Origin of the sequence: Clostridium sp. BL-8 (assembly GCF_002006495.1) — a bacterium.
Taxonomy (GTDB): domain Bacteria; phylum Bacillota; class Clostridia; order Clostridiales; family Clostridiaceae; genus Clostridium.
This window is the reverse complement of the sequence record NZ_LZZL01000068.1, coordinates 1-20,670: the sequence shown is the minus strand read 5'-3', so window position 1 is coordinate 20,670 and position 20,670 is coordinate 1. Positions and strand designations below refer to the sequence as shown.

General features: G+C 30.5%; 17 protein-coding genes, 1 riboswitch and 1 other annotated feature. Of the genes, 1 reads left to right on the top strand and 16 read right to left on the bottom strand.

Annotation, left to right across the window (positions count from 1 at the left end):
• Positions 1-174: 174 nt before the first annotated feature.
• The gene (locus CLOBL_RS20075) at positions 175-2,283 is read right to left on the bottom strand and encodes an anaerobic ribonucleoside triphosphate reductase (protein WP_077860648.1); all 2,109 of its coding nucleotides are present in this window, start codon (positions 2,281-2,283) and stop codon (positions 175-177) included.
• Positions 2,284-2,816: 533 nt separating this feature from the next.
• Positions 2,817-2,916, top strand: a riboswitch (TPP riboswitch).
• A gap of 57 nt (positions 2,917-2,973) precedes the next feature.
• Here CLOBL_RS20075 and thiT point away from each other — a divergent pair.
• Positions 2,974-3,651: an energy-coupled thiamine transporter ThiT gene (gene thiT / locus CLOBL_RS20065; RefSeq protein ID WP_077860647.1), complete on the top strand. Its 678-nt coding sequence runs from the start codon at positions 2,974-2,976 to the stop codon at positions 3,649-3,651.
• Positions 3,652-3,800: 149 nt separating this feature from the next.
• Here thiT and CLOBL_RS20060 read toward each other — a convergent pair whose 3' ends face one another.
• The 15 genes from CLOBL_RS20060 to CLOBL_RS19990 all read right to left on the bottom strand — a co-directional run bounded on the left by CLOBL_RS20060 (position 3,801) and on the right by CLOBL_RS19990 (position 20,510).
• Positions 3,801-3,989 carry a ferredoxin gene (locus CLOBL_RS20060; RefSeq protein ID WP_009167727.1) on the bottom strand — a complete coding sequence of 63 codons (189 nt, stop codon included), beginning with the start codon at positions 3,987-3,989 and terminating at the stop codon, positions 3,801-3,803.
• A gap of 121 nt (positions 3,990-4,110) precedes the next feature.
• On the bottom strand, positions 4,111-4,950 hold the full coding sequence (locus tag CLOBL_RS20055) for an Mrp/NBP35 family ATP-binding protein (protein WP_009167726.1): 840 nt from the start codon (positions 4,948-4,950) through the stop codon (positions 4,111-4,113).
• 16 nt (positions 4,951-4,966) lie between these two features.
• The gene (locus CLOBL_RS20050) at positions 4,967-5,806 is read right to left on the bottom strand and encodes a hypothetical protein (RefSeq protein ID WP_077860646.1); all 840 of its coding nucleotides are present in this window, start codon (positions 5,804-5,806) and stop codon (positions 4,967-4,969) included.
• Positions 5,793-6,566 (bottom strand): prolipoprotein diacylglyceryl transferase, encoded by a 774-nt coding sequence (locus CLOBL_RS20045; RefSeq protein WP_077860645.1) that lies wholly within the window; start codon positions 6,564-6,566, stop codon positions 5,793-5,795. Before CLOBL_RS20045 ends, CLOBL_RS20050 begins: the two co-directional genes overlap by 14 nt.
• A 241-nt stretch (positions 6,567-6,807) precedes the next feature.
• Positions 6,808-7,380, bottom strand: coding sequence for a hypothetical protein (locus tag CLOBL_RS20040; RefSeq protein ID WP_077860644.1), 573 nt, complete (start codon positions 7,378-7,380; stop codon positions 6,808-6,810).
• A gap of 9 nt (positions 7,381-7,389) precedes the next feature.
• On the bottom strand, positions 7,390-9,300 hold the full coding sequence (locus CLOBL_RS28170) for a hypothetical protein (RefSeq protein WP_077860643.1): 1,911 nt from the start codon (positions 9,298-9,300) through the stop codon (positions 7,390-7,392).
• A 98-nt stretch (positions 9,301-9,398) separates the two neighbouring features.
• Positions 9,399-10,250, bottom strand: a complete 852-nt coding sequence (rsmA, locus tag CLOBL_RS20030; RefSeq protein ID WP_077860642.1) for a 16S rRNA (adenine(1518)-N(6)/adenine(1519)-N(6))-dimethyltransferase RsmA — start codon at positions 10,248-10,250, stop codon at positions 9,399-9,401.
• The gene (rnmV, locus tag CLOBL_RS20025) at positions 10,251-10,808 is read right to left on the bottom strand and encodes a ribonuclease M5 (protein ID WP_077860641.1); all 558 of its coding nucleotides are present in this window, start codon (positions 10,806-10,808) and stop codon (positions 10,251-10,253) included.
• A 165-nt stretch (positions 10,809-10,973) separates the two neighbouring features.
• Entirely contained in the window at positions 10,974-12,026 is a 1,053-nt protein-coding gene (locus tag CLOBL_RS20020) for a 3D domain-containing protein (protein WP_077860640.1), read from the bottom strand.
• Between the two features lie 269 nt (positions 12,027-12,295).
• A complete protein-coding gene (locus tag CLOBL_RS20015; RefSeq protein ID WP_179117804.1) occupies positions 12,296-13,087 on the bottom strand; it encodes a TatD family hydrolase in 792 nt (263 codons plus the stop codon).
• A gap of 567 nt (positions 13,088-13,654) precedes the next feature.
• Positions 13,655-15,592, bottom strand: coding sequence for a methionine--tRNA ligase (gene metG, locus CLOBL_RS20010; RefSeq protein WP_077860639.1), 1,938 nt, complete (start codon positions 15,590-15,592; stop codon positions 13,655-13,657).
• Between the two features lie 112 nt (positions 15,593-15,704).
• Positions 15,705-15,947: a binding site (T-box leader), on the bottom strand.
• Positions 15,948-16,124: 177 nt separating this feature from the next.
• Positions 16,125-17,900: an aminopeptidase P family protein gene (locus CLOBL_RS20005; RefSeq protein WP_077860638.1), complete on the bottom strand. Its 1,776-nt coding sequence runs from the start codon at positions 17,898-17,900 to the stop codon at positions 16,125-16,127.
• Positions 17,901-18,013: 113 nt separating this feature from the next.
• Positions 18,014-19,258, bottom strand: coding sequence for an aminopeptidase P family protein (locus CLOBL_RS20000; protein ID WP_077860658.1), 1,245 nt, complete (start codon positions 19,256-19,258; stop codon positions 18,014-18,016).
• Between the two features lie 91 nt (positions 19,259-19,349).
• Positions 19,350-19,877 (bottom strand): nucleoside recognition domain-containing protein, encoded by a 528-nt coding sequence (locus CLOBL_RS19995; protein WP_009167714.1) that lies wholly within the window; start codon positions 19,875-19,877, stop codon positions 19,350-19,352.
• 57 nt (positions 19,878-19,934) lie between these two features.
• On the bottom strand, positions 19,935-20,510 hold the full coding sequence (locus CLOBL_RS19990) for a nucleoside recognition domain-containing protein (protein WP_077860637.1): 576 nt from the start codon (positions 20,508-20,510) through the stop codon (positions 19,935-19,937).
• Positions 20,511-20,670 lie beyond the last annotated feature (160 nt).

The window sequence follows — 20,670 nt, the reverse complement described above, 5'->3', positions numbered from 1 at the left end:
ATATTAAATTTTAGTGTATAAATATAAAAAAACTATGCTAAGATAAAATTTTAACCACCGTTAATTTATTTTTATCCTAACATAGTTTCTTAAATTAATTACCCCAAACTAACTTTGAAAATAAGAATAATCAAATTTTACTATTTAAAGTACTTACAATCACTAATAATTTTTTTAATAATGATGACCATGGTTCTCTGTATGTGATATCCTATCTTCTCTTTCATGATACTTTCCAGCTCCGAATCTTTCATCTAAGCTCAAATATCCTGTAACTCTAGATATTCCTTGTATATTTGTACTTCCACACTTCGGACACTTACTTTGGTTCTCATGTAAATAAGTACCACATTCCCTACAGTATCTTATGTGAAAATTAATTCCCAAATAACTTATATTAGTGTTCTTGTATGCATAGTTTAGTATATCCATTATTGTTTGTGCATCTGGCGAATCATCCACTTCAATATAACTTATATGACCACCATTACAAAGTTTATGATATGGTGCTTCAATATCAATTTTATCTTTAATAGATATCGGATAACCAACTGGTACATGGTAACTATTTGTATAATATTCCTTATCTGTTACACCTTTTATTATTCCAAATACTTTTTGATCTTGTTTTATAAATTTACCTGAAAGTCCTTCTGCTGGAGTAGCATAGCAGCTCCAATTTAATTTATATTCTTCTGTAAGTTTATCACAATATTTTCTTATATGTTCAATTATTTTCATCCCTAGTTCTCTTGTTTCAGCATCTTCACCGTGATGTTTCCCTCTTAAAGCTACTAAAGTTTCTGCAAGTCCTATAAATCCAATTCCCCAAGTTCCTTGCTTTAAGATTGGTTCAATAGAATCATCAGAAGTTAAGCCTTCTGCTCCCCTCATAAGCCCTTGACCTGCAACAAAAGGTAAATCCTTAACTCTTAGTTTTTTTAATACATTATATCTATGCATTAAAGATTCTTTTGCTAATTCAAGTCTTGAATCTAATATCTCAAAAAACTTATCTATATCGCCTTTAGCTTGTAGTCCTACTCTTGGAAGGTTAAGAGTTGTAGGTGCTATGTTTCCTCTTCCCTTACATCCTGGCTCACCATTTATATTTTTCATAAGATAAGTTCTACATCCCATAGTAGCAGGAACATAGCCTTGATCATAATATTCTTTATTGAAATCTGCATCAATATTCATAAACGTCGGATTCATTCTCTTTGCAGCCACTCGACAGGCTAACTTAAATAAATAAAAATATGGATCATTTTCTTCTCTATTAACACCTGATTTTACTCTAAAAATTATGTTAGGGAAAATAGGCTGCTCTCCTTTACCTAACCCCTTTTCATATTCTAAAAGAAAAATTTCACATACTAATGCGGCATCTCTACTTGTAGGTAGACCAATGTTTATTGAACTAAATGGAACTTGAGATCCAGCTCTTGAATGCATTGTGTTAAGATTATATACAACTCCTTGCATAGCTTGATGTATTTTCTTTTTTACTTTTTCTTCAATTAAATTTTCTATCTTTTCTTCTGATATTCCTAATTCTATTAGTTCTTCTCTAATTTCATCTCTGGTAGGCTCGACAAATATAGCCATATCATTATCAAAATCTGGATGAGATTGCCCTCCAAACATATCATTTTGAGTTGACTGTAACAATATACAAGATAATTCAGCAGCTGTCTCTATTCTTCTAGGAGCATTAATTGTTCCATACCCAGTATTAAATCCATTTTCAAGTATCTCTCTTGTTGGTATGTGTAAGCAGTTTACTGTCAAGTTATAGCTGTCTAAATCATGATAGTATAAATCGCCTACTTCGTGAGCTCTTGCTAAATTCTTAGGCATTATAGCTAAAGTATTCCACTTATTCGATTCAGAAGCTATTCTAAGAAGCTTAGAACTAAAATTATTTCCTACATTTGCATTATCTCTATCAGTCTCAATTCCAATCTGCCTTATAGCTTTCATTAAATCTGATTTTATTTCTCTAACCTTTGTTCTCTCACTTCTGTATGTTGAATAAGCAATTGATATATCTTTATGCTCTCCATCTTTCAATGCTCTCTCTACAGAATTCTGTATTTGTTCTACGGTTATTGATCCTGTATATTCTGCTTCAATATACGTGATTGCTTTATGTACCGTATCTAATACTTCACTTTCTTTCAAATTTAAACCGATTTCACTAGCTGCTCCCTTAATCGCCTGACCTATCTTGTCAGAGTTAAACTCAACTTCTCTCCCATCCCTTTTCACAACATATAGCATTATTATTCCCTCCGTGGCACAATATATAGTATTATTACTATCGTATATTATACTGTATTAGGTATTCATTAGCAATAGTTCTATTTTTTTATTTTTAAGCATCTACATTTTAATTATCATGATTTACACCCAATTATCTTTAAATTTAACTTGTTTTTGATGTTTTTATTAAGTTGACTTTTTGAAATCATCCCTAGGCTTGCCTTTTACCTAACTTATATTATTTGAAATCTTTATAGATGAATACATATTTATTCAATTGTAAATAATATTATAGAAGTAAAATTCATGAAAGGATTTATTTGAATATGAAAGATTTTGTGTTAGATTCCACTTACAAAGATTCAATCATTGTTAATAGTAATGGTGATATTATTACAACTGCATCATGTAATATACCTTCTAATAGCATCGTTCATCATGGTGTAAATTTAAATAACACCAACCTTAACTACAGTAATACTCACCGAAAAAATGACAAGTTCAACAGCTATAATCTAATTGACTATTTTTAACTATAGGTATAAAATATAGTAATGTGCTAGGGGAGCCATTGGCTGAGATTTGATATTCATAAACCCTTAAAACCTGATCTAGTTAATTCTAGCGTAGGGAATGCAACCTTATAAAATTTTTTATTCTATATTATTAGGTTGAGAATCTCCAAGCACAATTAAGGAGGTTTTTTTTATGTCACTTTTTAATGATTGGGCTGAACAATTTTCTAGTTATTTCTTAGAATTACCACAACATATTACAGATATATTAAAAAGCCCTATGTCTATTATTACTTTAATCGGTTGTATATTATTGCTTATAGTTTTAGTAAAAGCTAAAGGAATAAAATTTACGCCTCAGTTAATTGCCAGAATTGGAATAGCTTTAGCATTGGCCACTATATTAAAAATACTAAGGTTATATCACTTTCCTCAAGGTGGAGATATAACTTTAGGCAGTATGGTTCCTGTGCTCTTTATAGCCTTTATGTATGGTCCACAGGTTGGATGCTTAACCGGCTTCCTTTATGGAGTAATTACATTATTCTTAGACCCATATATTTTGCATCCGGTTCAAGTATTATTTGATTACCCACTACCATTCACAGCCCTAGGCCTTGCTGGTTTCTTTAAAGATAAGAGGTTACTTGGGACAAGTGTAGCTGTATTTGTAAGGTTTATATGCCACTTTATTTCTGGAGTTGCTTTCTTTGGATCATTTGCACCAGAAGGAATGTCTCCAATCGTTTATTCACTACTTGTTAATGGACCTATGGTAGGAATAGAAGGAATTATATGTTTAGTTATTTTAACGGTTCTTCCTTTTGAAAGAATAATCCATGCATCCTCAGTAAAGACATTACACAGCTAGCTATTGATCTTATAAAAACAACTATAATTTTATATAAAAATAGGCTTGATACTTTTACTATATCAAGCCTATTTTAGATTAAATGATACTACTTTTTAATATATAATTTTCTTTTAAATGTCCAATTTGCACTTGCAATTAAACTTTTACTATTCTACCGTAATTGCGTTAACTGGGCAGCTTTCTTCAGCTTCTTTTGCTTCATCAACACAACCATCTGGAACTTCATCAACTACAGCTCCAGCCTTTCCATCATCCTCCATTTGAAAACATTCCGGACATATAGATGGACATAATCCACATGCTATGCATGTATCTTTATCTACATTTGGTTTCATAATTTATTTCATCTCCTCAATCTAAAATTACATAACTTATTATTTCCCAAGGAATATTAAGTTATGTATATGTATAATTTAAAATCTAAAATAAATTTATAAAATCATAATATACTTATTTTTAATATAATCCTTCAAATATTAATGAATATAAAGGATTTTCTCTAACATATTCTTCTGCTTTTCCTTCTTCCAATGCTTCTGTAAATTCAATATTAATAGGTAATTCTCCAATCAATGGTATTCCTAAATACTCAGCATTTTCTTCTGAAGATTTTCTGCTAAATACTCTTATCTTTTTCTCACAATCTGGACAGTTTATATATGCCATATTTTCTACTACACCTTTGATCTTAACGCCTATTTTTTCAGCCATTATTACTACTTTCTTAACTATCATTGATACCATATCTTGTGGAGTAGACACTATTACAACTTCGTTAATTGGGAATTCCTGCATTACAGTCAATGCTATATCTCCAGTACCTGGAGGCATATCTATAAGTAAATAATCAAGTTCTCCCCAATTAGTCTCTATAAACATTTGTTTTAATACCCCTGTGATTACAGGTCCTCTCCAAATAACAGGCTCATCCTCTACTGCTGTCAGAAGATTCATAGAAATTACCTTTATTCCGCTCTCTGTTGTTACAGGTTCAAATCTTACCATATCATTTTCCAATGGAATTATAGTAGCTCTTTTACTGTTTACTCCAAAAAACCTTGGCATAGACGGTCCTGTAATATCTGCATCTAGAACTCCAACCTTATAGCCTTTCTTAGCTAACATAGTTGCCATCATTCCAGTAACAGTTGATTTTCCAACTCCACCTTTTCCACTTATAACTCCTATAACATTTTTAATTTTGCCATATCTAGATATAAGTTTTAAACTTTCTTCCTTACATCCTTCACCTTTGGATGTACATGTATCCTTACTTTTACAATTTTCACAACTCATACTATATTATCCTCCCTTACCAGTCTTGTGGCACTTTACCTGGCTCACTTACTTTTATGTCCCAATCTTTATTATAATTATATTCTGCTATTACATAGTAATTTTCAGAAGATTTATCTTTTTTATTATCTATTGTTATCAAGGTTTTAAAAAGTGTAGTATTAAACCCTCGGTTCTTTACCTTAACTATTATATCAAAATCCTCAGGATTTTTATCTACCAAATCACTATTAGGTAACTCTGCATTTAAATTTTTCTTAAATTCCTCTAAGTCTGTAGAAAAAACATACTTCAAGCAGTCTGTATCTCCCTGTATATCGATTCCTACCTTGCTTCCATCTGCTAGAGCATCCTTTTTAGTTTCAATAACCTTTAATATTGATTGATAATATATATAATTAAAGTCCCTCGGCTTTCTAATAAATGAAAGATTCTCCATTATCGTATTTTCTAAATTTTTTGGAACTGAAAAAGCATCATTTTCATCATAAAAATTTCCTGTTCCTTTCTCATTTGCCCCAACTACATATTGGTATTTTTTCACTTCATCTCCAACATATATTTCAAAAATATAATCCGGAGCTAGTGAGCTCTTTTTTGAGACTTCACTTCCATCAGATAGTATATCATAAATGTCATCAATTGCTTTACTATCATTAACAATAAATCTAAATCCACTATCCCTAACACTCTGTATTACTATTTTATCAACTCTATTTTGTTTTATATAATCAAACTTTTGATTTTTTAGGTTTAATTTTACTTCTACATTATTAATAAAATCACAACCAGATAGCATCATACTTGTAATTATTAATATAGCTAAAGCAATAATTGAAAACTTATTTTTCTTCAATTCTTTTCTCCGCTCCTTTAAAAATCTTATGTTTATAATAAATACTAATCCCTAGTATCAAAGTAAATATTGCAATAAATTGTGATGTAGAAAGAATTCCAACACTACCCCTTGGATCATTCCTTAAAAATTCCACTAAAAATCTCCCTATACTATATATTATTAAGTATAAGCCCACAATTTTACCAGATTGCCTTTCTCTTTTACTATAGTATAAAAGTAAAAACCCTAGTAAAAAATCAAAAATAGATGAATATATTTGTGTTGGTTGTAAATATACGCCTGCTGGTGCTAGAGAATTTTCTGGAAACTTAACACCTATAGGCAGAGTAGTTTCTTCACCATAACAGCATCCTGCTAAAAAACATCCAATCCTCCCAAATCCTTGAGCTATTGCGAGCCCTGGAACTGTCATGTCTAAGATCTCCATGAAATTCCAACCTTTTCTTTTACAATATAAATATATAGCTATGGCTCCACCACCTATAGCTCCATAAATTACAAATCCATATCCAAAATTCAATAATATGCTTGGATCTTTTATAATATCTTTAATTTCAGTTATTATAAATAATGCCTTACCTCCAAATATACCGCCAAGTACTGCAAAAATAACTAAATTCAATAAAAGGTCTTCATCGAATCCTCTCTTTTTTCCCTTATTTATAAATAAAGTGGCTGCAATTATCATTCCAATTGCAATCATTAATCCATAACTCTTTATTTGTATCCCAAATATCTGGAATAGTATTATCCTCATTACTCCCCTCCAAACGTCAAATAAGTATCAAGGAGAAGCTCTATCCGCCTCTCCTTGATACTTAAATTATAATACTTATCCGTACCATTGGCAAATCTTATTTACTTTACAAAAACATCCGAAAATAAATATTTTAATAAAGTTTATATTTGAAGTATAAACTAAGGCAAGTCTTCATTATACAAAATATTATAAGTTTAATTTTCTTATTATGGTATCTTGTAATAGGATCACTTATTTCTTACTTCTTCGAAAACTTAATGTTTGAGATAATATTACTAAGCACAGTCTCAATGTTATCTTTATAATATTGTGTTTTTATATTAAATAATATTTTTATTGTTTGACCTTCTTCAAAATTTAAATAATAACATTCATTTTTAAAAGTATATCCATTTTTTATGGATGTATCATATTTAACCAATACTCCTGAATTATTAGAATTTTTAAAAGGCATAACTTCTGAATTATAATATTCCAAATACTGATTATCCAATTCCTTTTCTGCAAATACATTTAAATCTTCTTTGGTATTTATTACCTCAACAAGACCTGTAAGTTTATTATTCTTGTCTTTAAAATCTAATCTATAACTTACATATTGTCCTTTACTTTCCTTTTCCTCAACAGTCCAGTCACTTGGCAAAGATATAGTATACTTATTATCATCAAGAGCATATTCAGTAAATTCACTTATTCCTTGATCCATAAGAACAACCTGTTCAAAATTATTCTTAAAGAACCTTTGAGTTATAACTAAAACCAACATTAATAATAGTAATATTGATGTAACAATCAGTTGCTTTTTATTCATGATGTTTCACTATTTGGTTGGAATTACAATTGAAGAATTCTTAAAGTCGTAAAACATCAACCAATATCCTTTTCCGCTTTTATTGTCACTGGTCCATGTTACAAATCCTGTTCTTCCACCATATGGCTGATCACTCTTTGCTTTACTTCCAGGTATAGCGTATATAATATACTGCATATCACCATCTTTATTACATTTATATCCTAATAGAAAATGACCTACTTTACTGATATAAGGGTAATAATTTAACATTGGATAGTATGCTAATGTATATTGATTATAATTTGATTCATCAGATAAATCTTCTATACCATTTACATCAATTTTATACCACTTACAATAGTTTATATCAATTAGTTTTCCTAAAAATGGAGCAAAGCCTTCTGCAATTTTTTCAAAGTATTTTCCTATGCTTCCCTTTATATTAATTTGATTTGAAATTATTGGCTGTTTCTTATTTAAACTTTCTGGTTCTCCATCACTTAAATCTAGTTGTCCAAAACAATTTGGAGCTGATGGCTTAACATTTTCTGGACATTTTCCTGTTTTACTTCCTTCATATTCTGGCCATGGCTTCCATGTAGTCTCCATTGGTGGCTTCGGAGCTGGTGGTGGTGCCATTGGAGCTGGTGGTGGTGTCATCATCATCGGAGCTGGTGGCGGTGCCATTGGTGCTGGCGGTGGTGTCATCATCATCGGAGCTGGTGGCGGTGGTGTCATCATTGGAGCTGGTGGCGGCGTCATATATCCTGTTCCAGTTCCCATAGTTTCTGTTGTTGTACTCGCAGGCTTTATCTTTTTAATACCACTTTCATATTTATCAAAATCTATTATATCTTTTCTATCAGAATCATCTATTTCATTCAATTTATCCAGTTCAAAGTTTTCTTCTATTCTCTTATAATTCTGGATATAATTATAACTTGGGTCTTTTTTCCCTTTACATTTCTTTTCTATTTTGAATTTCTTCCACTTGCAATTATAATCATTCTTATCTTTAATGAAGCCATAGATTATAACATCCTTATACATATGATGATACACTTCCATGTCCACTGAACCATCATACGTCTCTAATTTCATGGCTAGTTTAGTAATAGTTTCTTCCACATTTTCGCTTTTTTCATAATAATCGTATCCATCAAGCTTGTCGCACTTATCACATTTCTCATCTTTCTTGTCTTTCTTAGATTCCATGCATTTCTTCTTTCTATCTTCACTAAAATCATCTTTAGTTTCATATATGTTTGTATAACTTTCTGGAATTCTATTTTCTGTTTCTTGAATACTAGAATTATTATTTGATTTTCCTAATTCTATGTTCCCTTTAGATAAAATACTATCTTCATCCTTTTTACGCTCGACTATATCAGATGCTTTTATGGATGTATCACTAACTTGCGACATTGTAGTTTTGTTAGCTACATCCGTATTATAAATATCCTTCTTTACATTTTCTGCATCTGATTTACCAATGTATTTCTTAGAATCTGCTTTAATATACTTAAATTTTCTCCAATTATCAGCAGAATCTTCTCCATTCATAAATCCATGCATTATGAATTCATTTTCGTTATCTTTTACTCTGCAAATAGCAGCACCAGATACTTTTTCATAAGATATTCCAAGACCAGCTATGTTATTAACGTAATATTCTTTGCTAGTATCTCCTTTTCCAACTTCATTTATTGCTAAAGATCCTATATCAATCAATTGTCTTAGGTCTCTTTTGTTACAAATAAGTACCATCGAATAGTTATCTTCTTGTCTAAGATTTTGAGCATAAAAAGAAATCTTACACTTATCTCCTTTTGCTTCTATTTTTGCATATCCAGACAAAGCCTTTTCATTAGCATGAGAATATCCTCTTTCATCTTCTTGCAATATTATAAAATTTCTATACAATTTATTATGTGCCAAACCCTATATTCCCTCCACATATATTTATTCCATATAATATATGCTTGGGATTTGGAATTATGATTCATTTAAAACCTTGAATATAAAATGTACTATTTTTAGTCTGAAACCTTTATATCATAAATACAATCTGCTAGCTTTGCAAACTCTTCTAATGCCAATGTTTCAGCTCTCCTTTTAGGATCTATTCCTGATTTTTCAAATGCTTCTTCTAATTTATCTCTATTTACTTTAAGTGTTTTTGCCGCATTCCATAAAGTCTTTCTTCTCATATTAAATCCTGCTCTTACTAACTCAAACATAAAGTTTATATCCTTGGTTTTTACTCTTGGTTCATTCAATTTATCTAGTCTAATGACTATAGATTCTACTTTAGGTCTTGGAATAAAACAAGCTGGCTGTACCTTTCTTATAATACTAGTGTTACAATAATATTGAACCAAAACGGATAATGCTCCATATTCTTTGCAATCTGGATCTGAATTTATTCTCTCTGCAACTTCCTTTTGTATCATTATAGTTAGAGACTTAAAGTTATATCCTTCTTTTAAAAGCTTAACTATTATTGGAGTAGTTACATAGTAAGGTAAATTAGCTACAAGTTTAACACTCTTTTCAGTACCAATAAGTTCATTAAAATCAACCTTAAGTGCATCTTTATGTATTAATTCAAAGTTTTCATATTCCCCTAATTCTTGTTTTAAAATTGGAATTAAATCATTATCTAATTCAATAGATGTTACTTTTTTAGCTTTCTTTAAAAGCTCAGCTGTTAATGTTCCAACTCCTGGTCCGATTTCTATGACAAAATCCTCATCATTAACTTCCGCTCCATCAACTATATCATTAAGTACAGAATCATCAACCAAAAAATTTTGGCCTAAACTCTTTGAAAATTTAAAGTTATATTTTTTAACCAATTCTTGAGTTTTTACATCTTTAAAATCCATTTAATTATTACCTACTTCCAATTGTTTTTCTATTTCCATTATAGCATCCGTAAATTCTTCTCTTGTTATTCCATAATTATTTAGTCTAGAAATCATTTGTGTTGCATTTCCATATCCTATTCCTAATATTTTACCTAACATACGTCTTCTACCCTTTGATGTAGTATCACCTGTTAATTTAAAATAAAACATATCCTGCATATTAAAAAATTCCTGCTTCTCTTGTACCGTTATTTTCGCCATTTCTAGTGCTCTTAAGATAACTTCTGGAGAAGCATTTTCAACTCCAATATCTCCATTTTTAAGCCCATCTTCCTTCGCTATATACGCATGCTTTATTCCTTTTACTCTCTTAGATATTATTCTTCTTATCTTTTCACCTGCAAAATCTGGATCAGTTAAAACAATTACGCCTTTTCTTTTCTGAGCCTCTTTTATTCTTTCAATTACCTTGGCATTTATTCCAAATCCTCCAACAGATATTATTTCTGCATCTATTGCTTTTTTTACGGCATCAACATCGTCTCTACCTTCAACAACAATTACTTCCTTTATCAATATTCTACTTCCTTTCATATGTGAATAATAATTCTTCATCTAAATAAATTAATTATAAAATATATTATACAGTAATTTAACTCTTATCTCTTTAAATAATATGATAAAACCTTTATTAGTTAAAGAAAAAAAATAGAGATAACTAATGTTATCTCTTAAAATAATTTACCATTCTCCAGGATAAGCTACTACCAATACGTTAACTGACTTCCTACCCCAATTGTTACATTCACTTGATGAATTGAGATACAAATCAACCTTATCGCCTCTTATAGCACCACCCGTGTCCGCTGCAATTGCATATCCATACCCATCTACATAAACTTTACTTCCTAATGGGATTACAGAAGGATCAACCGCAATAGTACTTAAACCGCCTTCATTTCTAACAGGAGTTCTCCCTGTAGCAGTAGTCGAATGATTACTGTACGCTGTTGCTGTACAATTAAACTTTTTCTTGTAGTTTATCCTATCTCCGCCTCTACTCGCGTATACTTGGCCAGTTCCTTTTACTACTATTTCATTTTTTGGCTCTGATATAGTTTTAGTACTCTTTACATTTCGAGAAACTTCTACTCCATCTTTATATATTATTTGATAAGTAATTTCCTTTTCCCCATTAACTCCTTCACTCTTAACCTTTTGGACACTGCTGTCCAAGTTTTCATCTTTTTCAACTATTGTATCAAAGTTAATTGGTTGTTTCTCAACAATATCTTTAGTGTCCACTTTGACAAGCTGTACACTTAAGTCCCCTTCTACCTTAGAATCCAATGAAGGTGATACTTCATCTACATCTTTGTCAAATTCTATTCCTTGACTTTCTAATGTATTCTTCTCTGCATCGAGCATATCCTCAACAGTATCTTCTGCTGTTTGCACTTCTAATTGCACTCCATTTGCTTTAATTTCAACTGGAATGGCTTTTTTAATTTTTATAGTTTCTTTCTCAGATACTTTGGATTCTATGGATGGCTGCACTTTGTCTTTTTCGGATAGTTGAATTCCTTTTTCCTGCAACACATCTTTAACAGTCCCCTTGTACGTGACAAAAGTCTCTTCTTTACCGTCTATACTTAATATGAGCGTTTTTCTCATGCTCATTATCGTCACTACTGTAACAACTACAATCAGTATTGCAGCTGCACCAATTATAAATTTTGCCTTCGGACCGTTAGAAAAACTTTGTTTGATAAATCTTCTCAATTTTTCTATCATTAATTTCCCTCCTTTGGCAAGAGTGTCTTTTGAATTATATATTAATATTCCAAAGTTGTCAAACCAGTGATCTCTTGCAATATTAATGAAGTATAGTAACAATGCACCTTGTGCATAAAAATATAATATATAAAAATGATAGCGTGTTTTCTCATTACTTCATTAAAAGAGTTTAAAATAAAATGATATTAAATTGATACTCAAACTATTTAGCTCATAATTAAACATATATATGAATTAAGGATTAAGAGTACAATATATATTTTACCTTATTTTTCCTTAATAATCAATCTAGCAAAGTTATTATTAAAGCTTAAATTAGCCTCATATGGGTCAATATTTCTAATTTCTGCTATTTTATTGATTATATATTCAATATAATCTGATTTATTTCTTTTTCCTCTGTTTGGCTCTGGAGCCATATACGGACAATCTGTTTCAACAAGAATTCTATCTAGCGGAATTTCTTTTGCTACTTCAACAGTTTTCTTTGCATTTTTAAAAGTAACAACTCCTGTAAACCCTATATAATAACCAAGTTTCACGCATTCTTTTGCAAATTCTACACTTCCTGAAAAGCAATGAACTACTCCTGTGACATCAGGAAATTCTTTTATAATTTCTAATGTGTCACTATGAGCATCTCTATCATGGATAACAACGGGAAGCTTTAGTTCTTTTGCTAAATTCATTTGTTTTCTAAATACTTTTTTTTGAACTTCTCTAGAAGGATTTTCATCCCAATGATAATCCAGACCTATCTCTCCAATAGCTACTATTTTATCATTACTTTTAATATACGTTTTAATCTCATCTAATATGTCTTCTTGCATCTCATCGGCATTTTCAGGATGTATCCCTAATGCGCCAAATATAAAATCATATTCTTTTGTTAATTTATCCGTGCTTTTTAAACTATCATATGATGATGCACAATTCAATACCCCAACTACTCCATTTTTTCTAATTTCATTTAGTACATTTGCTCTATCTTCATTAAATGCTTCATCATCATAGTGAGCATGGCTATCAATTATTTTAAACTTCTCATTCATCTTCATTTATCATTCCTTCCCACAATTTGTACTTTTTATACACTTTATACAATAAATTTCAAATAATATAGCTTAAGTTCTATATTATTCTATAACTTTTTATATTATTACACTTTTCATTTTTAATTTTATTTATTATTTCTTTATATAAGTTATTTTATCATTAATTATTTTTTCAGTATCATTTTTTCCATAATTTGTGTTTTTCAATATAACGATTATAATTTTACAAATTTACTTTTTGACACGTAAATGACATATTTTTATCGTAAAATTTAAATTGTAAAGTAGTTAAAGCATTATTATTTACCCCTTTTAACCATTTATTTTTATGGTTAAAGAACGTCTCATTCCCCTAAATGAGACGTTCATTTTTTTGCACAAAATTTCTTATTCCTAACATCAGATGAGTACTCACCAAGCAATCAATGATCATCAAATCATTTTTATATGATGTTAACTCATAAATGTGTTAACTAAGTTAAAGTAATCAAATTATAGATGCTCACAGAGAAAGTTCTGCTAACCAAATACAAGATTTGGAGCATCACTTTTGGACTTTGACTTATCTGCCTATCTTACTATACTTCCAGTATCAAGGTCACCAGGATCTACTATTTTTAATATACTGTCATCATCACTTGCAGCACATAAAATCATTCCTTGAGACAATTCTCCTCTAAGCTTTACAGGTTTTAAATTAGCAACTAATACAACGTTTTTCCCAACTAATTCTTCTGGTTTGTAGTGAGCTGCTATTCCTGAAACCACTTGTCTTTCTTCGTTGCCTAAACCAACTTTTAATTTTAGTAATTTCTTAGCACCTTTTATTGGTTCACACGCTAATACTTTTACTACTCTTAAATCAATCTTTTCGAAATCTTCAATTGTTATTTCTTCTTTTATTGGAGTAATCTCTCTCTTAGCTGGCTGCATAGCTGCTTTTAAAGCCTCTAATTCAGCAAGCTTTTTATCAACATCTATTCTAGGGAATAAGTTTTCAGCTTTAACCACCTTTGTTCCTGCTTTTGTTCCATCAAATGATTTTAATGATTCCCATGATATTTCTGAAGTATTAATTTGTTCATTTATCTTCCTAGCTGTATCTGGTAAGAATGATGAAATCATTACAGATGCAAATCTAAGACTTTCAGCTAGATTATAAAGTACTGTTCCAAGTCTAGCTTTCTTGCTGTCATCTTTAGCCAATATCCATGGAGTTGTTTCATCTATATATTTATTAGCTCTTCCTATTAATTCAAAAACATGTTCTAATGCTTGTGGTATATTTAACTCATTTATCGCTTCTTCAATCTTTCCTGGTGCTGCTAATGCTAAACCTATTAACTCATCATCAATAGCTTCCTTTTCACTTTGCGCTGGTATTTCTCCGCCAAAGTATTTTTCAATCATCGCAACAGTTCTCGATAAAAGATTACCTAAATCATTACAAAGATCTGAATTTATCTTTTTTATGAATATTTCATTATTAAATAACCCATCTGCTCCAAATGGAATTTCTTTTAATAAATAATATCTTACAGGATCTACTCCAAACTCATTTACAAGTACAACTGGATCAACTACATTTCCTTTAGATTTTGACATTTTTCCTCCATCAACAAGTAACCATCCATGACCAAATACTTGTTTTGGTAGTGGTAAATCTAAAGCCATTAACATAATTGGCCAATAAATAGTATGGAATCTTAAGATATCTTTTCCTATTAAATGCACATCTGCTGGCCAATACTTTTCATATAATTCTTTATTATCTTGACCATATCCAAGAGCAGTTATATAGTTTGATAAGGCATCAATCCAAACATAAACAACATGGCTTTCATCAAAAGTTACTGGTACTCCCCAATTGAAGCTGGTTCTTGATACACAAAGATCTTGAAGCCCAGGTCTTAAGAAATTATTTAACATTTCATTTTTTCTTGATTCTGGTTGAATAAACTCTGGATGATCTTCAATGTACTTTATTAACCTGTCAGCATATTTACTCATTTTAAAGAAATATGCCTCTTCCTTCGATTTTTCAACTGGTCTTCCACAGTCTGGACAATTACCATTTACTAATTGAGTGTCAGTCCAAAATGATTCACAAGGTGTACAATACCATCCTTCATAAGAACTCTTATAAATATCTCCTTGATCATATAATTTCTTAAATATATCTTGAACTGCTTTAATATGATAATCATCAGTAGTTCTTATAAATTTATCATAGCTTATATTCATCATGCTCCAAAGATCTTTAATTCCGGCAACAACTTCATCTACATGCTGCTTAGGTGTAATTCCTTTTTCTTCAGCTATTCTTTGAATTTTTTGCCCATGTTCATCTGTACCAGTTAAGAACATTACATCATATCCAGTTAATCTCTTGAATCTAGATAAGGCATCAGCAGCTACGGTAGTATAAGTATTTCCTATATGAAGCTTAGTTGATGGGTAATAAATTGGCGTACTAATATAAAATGTTTTTTTACAATCTTTACACATTATTTGTGTTCCTCCTTATTTTAAACAATGAAAACTTATTTATTTTTTAAATCTCTCATTGTGATTTTATTTATATAATTAAAAAGTCTCTATATAGGTATATTAAAACCTATATAGAGACGCATTATACGTGTTACCACTCTATTTCTTACTCATTTCACAACGAATAACTCAGTAGGTGACCATCATCACCTTGCAATATAACGGTTGCTCCCGTATTTTCCTAACCAAATACCTCGGCTCAAAAAACATGCTCTAAGACCATCTTCATAAAATTCACAAGCGCTAACTTTCAGCATTTCTTAGCTCTCTTATAGAATGCTCCTTTTATTACTCTTCTTTTCATTGCATTTTTATATAGTTAACAATTGACAATTAACAGTTGGTGAATAAAATTATTTCAGAATTCTTTTCGTTTAGTTATAAAAACTTACTTTTGATTCTAATACCTAAATACATGTTAATTCTCAAATTATTTACATTATACTATTTCTTTTAAATAGACGCAATAGTATAATTTTCTAGCTTATTATTATATTGATTTTGTCGCATTTTTAAGAAATTCTTTTTCCTCAGAATTCAAGAAAGGACTTAATTTATTATAAGTTTCTTCATGATAACTATTTAGCCACTCTTTTTCATCTTCTGTTAATAATTCTTTATCAATTCCATCTAAATCTATTGGACAATATGACATAGTTTCAAATCTATAAAATTCACCAAACTCATCACTTTTTTCATCTTCCACAACTAACATAATATTTTCAGTCCTAATTCCATGACTACCTTCTCTATATATTCCTGGTTCATTGGTTAGTATCATTCCTGGTTCAAGCTCTATTGTATTAGGAATTGGCCTTATAGTTTGTGGCCCTTCATGAACACTTAAACAAAAACCTACTCCATGTCCAGTTCCACACTTATAATCTATTCCTTCTTCCCATAGAACTCTTCTGCTTAATATGTCTATATTTGATCCAGTTGTTCCTTTTAAAAACTTAGCCTTCATCAAATTTATATGAGCCTTTAATACTAATGTAAAATCTCTTCTTTCTTGCTTACTTATTTCTCCTAAAACGATGCTGCGTGTTATATCAGTAGTCCCATCTAAATATTGTCCGCCGCTATCAACTAACAATATTCCCTGCCTTTCTAATTTATATGCACTTTCTTCTGTTGCTGAATAATGCATCATTGCAGCATGCTCTTTATATCCTGCAATTGTAGCAAAGCTCTCTTCAATAAATAAATCACCTTTGCTCCTAAATTCATATAGCTTATCATTTAAAGTAAGCTCTGTGATAACTTCTTTACCTGCATTTTCTTTAATCCACTTTATGAATTTTACCATTGCAACTCCATCTTTAAGCTGGCAGTTTTTTAAGCTTTTTATTTCTGTTTCATTTTTTATAGCTTTTAACTTTGTGGTTATATTTAATTCTTCTATTATATTAGTATCTTTATTTATTTGTTCATATATAAAGGCACTTACTTTACCCGAATCTAATATAACGCTATCTTTTATCGCCATTATATCTCCAAATATGTCCTCATAATCTTTTAATTCAATTCCCTCAGCTAATAGCCTTTCTTTATCAGAAGCTGATACCTTTTCCTTATCTATATATAATCGTGCTTGCTTTTCATCAATCAGTGCATATGATAATATTACTGGTGTATATTTAACGTCATTTCCTCTAATGTTAAAAAGCCATGCTATATCATCTAAAGATGCTACAATATATGCCTTTCCACCTAACTTTTTCATCTCAGCTCTTACTTCATGAATCTTTTCATTAGCAGTTTTTCCACAGTATTTTGTATCAAGAATAAAAATCTTTTCCTTCGGCATTTCAGGTTTATCTATCCAAATCTCTTGAATTAAATCCTTGCTCATAGATATGTTTATATTCTTTTTTTCTTTTATCTTTAGGATCTCTTTATATTGGTTTAATGGCACTACTCTTCCATCAAAGCCTAAAGTTTCTCCTTTCTTCATATTATCCATGAGCCATTCTTCTAAAGTTGGCCATCCCGGAATTCTCATTTTAAAAAGTTCTACACCTGAACCCTCCAGCTGATGATTAGCTTGTATAAAATACCGTCCATCTGTCCATAAAATTGCTTTTTCTTTCCCAATTAAAGCTGTTCCTGCTGAGCCTGTAAAGCCAGTTATATATGCTCTTGCTTTAAAGCATTCAGCAACATACTCACTTTGATGAAAATCATCACTTGGTACTATATAATAATCTATTTTTTCCTTTTTCATTAATTCTCTTAACTTCTGTATTCTTTCTGAAACTTTCATAGGTTTCCCCCTTAAATATTTATACTTTAAATATATTCTAAAGGCTAACATAACAAGTACATATGTTAGCCGATTTAATACCACTACTGCTTATAACTTATTTTGCACATTTATTATTTCATAAATTCTTCTATGTCCTTAATTTCCTTGATCATATCCTTAGTTAAAACTTCACATCCATCTTTAGTAACTAGAATATCATCTTCTATTCTTATTCCAATACCTTCTTCTCCTATATATATTCCTGGCTCAACTGTAAATACCATACCTTCTTTAAAAGTGAATTCTCTACCCAATATTCCCAAGTCGTGAGTATCCAATCCTAAACTATGCCCTATTCTATGCCAGTAATATTTTTTAACTTCTTCCTTTTCCTTTATTATTCCTAGTTTAATACATTCTTCAGCAATTAAACCTCTAGCCCATTCATCAAGTTCCTTTGAATCAACTCCTGGTTTTATTTTATTAATTACTGCCTTGTTTACTCTTAGAACTGCTTCATAAACTTCTTTTTGTCTTTCAGTAAACTTTCCGTTGATTGGGAAAGCTCTTGTGATATCTCCATTATATAAATTCCATTGAGCTCCTAAATCAAATAAAATTAAATCCCCATCTTTTAATTCACTATTATTCTCAACATAGTGAAGAATAGTTGCATTCTTTCCTGCTGCTGCTATTGTTCTAAAAGCGTAGTCTTTAACCCCTCTTGTTTTGCATTCAAAATCAAAATATGATTCTATTTCATATTCCTTCATTCCAGCCTTCACATTTTTCATTAAAGCTTTTACACCTTCAATTGTTATTTCTATAGCTTTTCTCATTTCCTTTATTTCTTCATCAGACTTAACCATTCTAAGAGGTGCTATTTTACTTATTAAATTCTTTATGTTAATGTGTGGGTATTTACTTATAATTTCTTTTGCGAATGAATTTGATACAGATGCATAATCTTCAAATGCTTCTCTATCTAAATCTAGGTATAAATTAATATCTTCACTACCCTTAACTATTCTATTAAAATAATCATTGAATTCTTTCATATAAACCGTATCTTTTATGCCAGATATCTCTTGACCTTCAGTATCCCTTAGAGTTTTTCCGCTCCACATTTCCTTGTCTAAATCTAAGTCTGTCAAAAACAACTTTTCACTTACTGAATTATTGAGTTTTGATAATACGACTATGTGCCCTTCTTCTTGTATTCCTGTTAAGTAATAAAAGTTTCTATCAGGAGTAAATTGATATACTTCATCTCCTGTCTTTGGACGTGACTTTCCTGCAAATAACACTATGACTGAATTATCTTCTATAGTATCCATAAATCTTTTTCTATTTTCTATATATACATTTTTGTTCATAACCTTACATCCTCTTTCATTCAAGTTTTTCCTTCTTTTATTATAATACTCCAAAAATTAATCTTAATAAAGGCAATTAACCTAACAAATATTATCTCAATAAAAATTTGTCTACCATAAATATAGCCATTATTATTGCTGTCAAATCAGCAAATACTGCCGCCCATAAAGTATGCCTTATCTTCTTTACCTTTACTGCACCAAAGTAAACCGTAATAGTATAAAATATAGTTTCTGTACTTCCCATTACCACAGATGCTATAAGACCTGTTCTTGTATCCGGTCCTACACTTTTTATTATATCTGTAAATACTCCAATTGCTCCACTTCCTGATAAAGGTTTTATTATTAATAAAGGTATAAGATCCTTAGGCAAGGCTATCATATTACCTAACGGTGCAATTAAATTATTTAATAAATCCATTAACTTTGCGTCCTTAAAAATTTGAACTGCAATTATCATAGCCAGCAAATATGGAAATATTCTTAAAACTACATTCAAGCCTTCTTTAGCACCTTCAATAAACCATTCATAGACCTTTCTGCCTTTAAACATTCCATAGGTTATAATAAGTAAAAATATTATTGGTATTATGCTCTTACTTAAATAGTTAAACATATCACTATTATTCCTCCTGTAAAAGTAATTATTTATCTTATACATTCTAAAATACTTTTAAAAATACTTTTGCAATAATTTGCAGCATATTACCCCAACTATAGCCGCTGTTGTTGTAGATACAATTGTTGGCAGTATTATTCCACCTGGATTTCCAGAATTGCAAGCTGCACGTATTGAAATTATTGTAGACGGAACTAATTGAATGCAGGTTGCATTTAAAACTAAAAAAAGTGCCATATCATCAGATGCAGTTCCTTTTTTCTCATTAAGCCTATCTAATTCTTCCATTGCCTTAATTCCAAAAGGCGTTGCTGCATTCGACAATCCAAGCATATTCGCAGTAAGATTCATAACTATAGCTCCCAATGCTTTTTCATCTTTAGCTGCATTTTTAAAAATAACTTTAAGAATAGGTTTCAAAAGCTTAGATATTTTTTCTGTAAGCCCGCTGTTTTCTGCTACTTTCATAACTCCGCACCAAAAACACATTATACCCGTAAGCTCAATTATAAAAGTAACCGTACTTCCTGATGAATTAACTATTGCCTTGGAAATAATTTCGCCATTTCCACTTAATACCCCAACTAAAATCCCAAAGAAAACCAGAAAAAACCAAATATAATTTATCATATTCTCCCCCATAGGGCACATGAAAATAAATAACAAATCCAAAGTTGCCATGGATATTTTTCATCAGACAAGGAGGCAAATTGCCCTTATAGTGGGTCTATTAGATCAATTTGCCGATGAGCAGAGAACCAAAATCTATGATTTTGTGTGAATCGCTTAC

Bases quoted from the DNA above. Each gene is read 5' to 3' on its own strand.
- CLOBL_RS20075 (WP_077860648.1), bottom strand. From the start codon at position 2,283: ATGCTATATGTTGTGAAAAGGGATGGGAGAGAAGTTGAGTTTAACTCT.
- thiT (WP_077860647.1), top strand. From the start codon at position 2,974: ATGTCACTTTTTAATGATTGGGCTGAACAATTTTCTAGTTATTTCTTA.
- CLOBL_RS20060 (WP_009167727.1), bottom strand. From the start codon at position 3,989: ATGAAACCAAATGTAGATAAAGATACATGCATAGCATGTGGATTATGT.
- CLOBL_RS20055 (WP_009167726.1), bottom strand. From the start codon at position 4,950: ATGAGTTGTGAAAATTGTAAAAGTAAGGATACATGTACATCCAAAGGT.
- CLOBL_RS20045 (WP_077860645.1), bottom strand. From the start codon at position 6,566: ATGAGGATAATACTATTCCAGATATTTGGGATACAAATAAAGAGTTAT.
- CLOBL_RS20040 (WP_077860644.1), bottom strand. From the start codon at position 7,380: ATGAATAAAAAGCAACTGATTGTTACATCAATATTACTATTATTAATG.
- rsmA (WP_077860642.1), bottom strand. From the start codon at position 10,250: ATGGATTTTAAAGATGTAAAAACTCAAGAATTGGTTAAAAAATATAAC.
- CLOBL_RS20020 (WP_077860640.1), bottom strand. From the start codon at position 12,026: ATGATAGAAAAATTGAGAAGATTTATCAAACAAAGTTTTTCTAACGGT.
- CLOBL_RS20015 (WP_179117804.1), bottom strand. From the start codon at position 13,087: ATGAAGATGAATGAGAAGTTTAAAATAATTGATAGCCATGCTCACTAT.
- metG (WP_077860639.1), bottom strand. From the start codon at position 15,592: ATGTGTAAAGATTGTAAAAAAACATTTTATATTAGTACGCCAATTTAT.
- CLOBL_RS20005 (WP_077860638.1), bottom strand. From the start codon at position 17,900: ATGAAAGTTTCAGAAAGAATACAGAAGTTAAGAGAATTAATGAAAAAG.
- CLOBL_RS20000 (WP_077860658.1), bottom strand. From the start codon at position 19,258: ATGAACAAAAATGTATATATAGAAAATAGAAAAAGATTTATGGATACT.
- CLOBL_RS19995 (WP_009167714.1), bottom strand. From the start codon at position 19,877: ATGTTTAACTATTTAAGTAAGAGCATAATACCAATAATATTTTTACTT.
- CLOBL_RS19990 (WP_077860637.1), bottom strand. From the start codon at position 20,510: ATGATAAATTATATTTGGTTTTTTCTGGTTTTCTTTGGGATTTTAGTT.